1 protein-coding gene is annotated in these 1,808 nt (G+C 72.1%); it reads right to left on the bottom strand.

The window, feature by feature from the left end; translation table 11 throughout:
* A partial coding sequence (locus R1101_RS28275; protein WP_037224775.1) for a condensation domain-containing protein occupies positions 1 to 1,808 on the bottom strand: 1,808 nt, incomplete at both ends.

The raw sequence follows: 1,808 nt of genomic DNA, 5'->3' as shown, positions 1-1,808 counted from the left end.
GACGGTGCCGGAGGCAGCAGGCAGGTCGAAGCGCTCGATGAACGATTGCGCGAGCGGGCCGAGTCCGCGGTGCGAGACCACCACGCCCTTGGGCCGGCCGGTGGATCCCGAGGTGTAGACGACGTAGGCGGTGTTGTCGAGGCGCAGCGGTCGCACCCGATCGGCATCGGTGATCGGGCGGGTGTCGCCCTCGACGGTGAAGGCGATCGGCTCGATCCCGTCGGGCAACGCGACCTCGCCGTCGACGATCGCGTACCGCGCGCCGGATGCGCCGAGCAACTGGGCGATCCGAGCGGCGGGCTGGCCGGGATCGACGGGCACGAAGGCCGCGCCGCTCAGCGCGACGGCCGCGGCGGCGAGCACCGAGCGCGTCGACCGCGGGAGCACGACGGCCACACGATCTTCCGTCCCGATACCCCGCTCGACGAACGTCCACGCGAGCGGGCGTGCCGCCGTGCGGATCTCGACGGCCTGCCCCCCGGGTTCGGTCACGCAGGCCGGGGACCGGTCGATGATCTCGGCGAAGGTCGCTTCCGGGCCGGGTTCGGCAACCTCGACAGCCGGGGCGCCGAGGTCGAGGTCGCCCACGGGCAGCGACGGATGCTGCGCGACCTGCTCGAGCACTCCGCTGAGGCGGGTCACCCAGCGGGCGATGGTGTCGTCGTCGAACAGTTTCGTGTCGTAGACGAGGCGGCCGGTGAGCGATCCGTCGCGCAGTTCGCGCAGCGAGATCTCGACGTCGAATCGTGCCTGCGCCGAGGCGATCTCCTGCGGCCGTACCGTGAGCCCGGGCAGTTCGAGGTCGGGCACGTCCACGTTGTCGTAGGCGAGCATCACGTGGAAGGGCGAGAAGCCCAGGGCATCGACGACGTAGTCGAACGGCACGGTGGCGTGTGCGAAGGCGTCGAGGTCGGTGTCGCGGCTCTGCGCGAGCAGCGCCGTGAACGGCTGCGCCGGGTCGACGTTCGTCCGCAGGGTGACGGTGCCGACGAACATGCCGACGAGCGCGTCGAGGTCGGGGTGGTCGCGACCTGCCGTTCCGGTGCCGATGGCGATGTCGTGCCCGGAGGTCCAGGCGGCGAGCCACACGGCGACGGCGGCGTGCACGGCCATGAAGGTGGTGGCGTCGTGTGCGGCGGCGACGGCCCGCAGTGCCGCGACCTGTTCGGCCGGCACCGTGAAGTCCACGGCCGCAGCGGGGCCGAAGCCGCCGTTGCGGGGACGGTCGGTGGGCAGCGGCGCCGCGTCGGCGAGCCCGTCGAGTGTGCGTGTCCAGTAGTCGATCTCGCGACCGGCACGGGTGTCGGATGCCGCCGGATCGCCGAGGCGGTCGAGATGCCACCGCGCGTAGTGCCGGTAGTGCAGCGGCAGCGGCGTCCACGCGGGCGCCTCCCCCGCCGTGCGGGCGAGATAGGCGGTGGCGACGTCGAGGGTGAGCGGCACGAACGACGCACCGTCGAGCGCGATGTGGTGGGCGACGACGGCGAGCACATGCTTGTCGTGGGCGAGTCGCAGCAGACGGATGCGGAACGGGATCTGCGCGGTGAGATCGAACGGTTCGGCGGCCCACTCGGTGATGAGCGCTTCGACGTCCCCCTCGGCGTCTTCGGGTTCGAGGGCGAGTCCGGCGACGGCACGATCGAGCGGCAGCACGTCCTGTACCGGGCCGTCGACGTCGAGGCGGAACAGCGTGCGGAGGGTTTCGTGCCGGTCGAGGACGTCCACCACCGCGGACTGCAGCGCCGGCAGGTCGAGGGCGCCGTCGAGGTGCAGTGCGAACGGCAGGTGGTAGGCAGCCGGGTCGCCGT

It is taken from the genome of Rhodococcus sp. R1101 (genome assembly GCF_000278445.1).
Classification (GTDB): domain Bacteria; phylum Actinomycetota; class Actinomycetes; order Mycobacteriales; family Mycobacteriaceae; genus Rhodococcus; species Rhodococcus gordoniae.
This window is presented reverse-complemented; position numbering and strand designations above follow the sequence as displayed.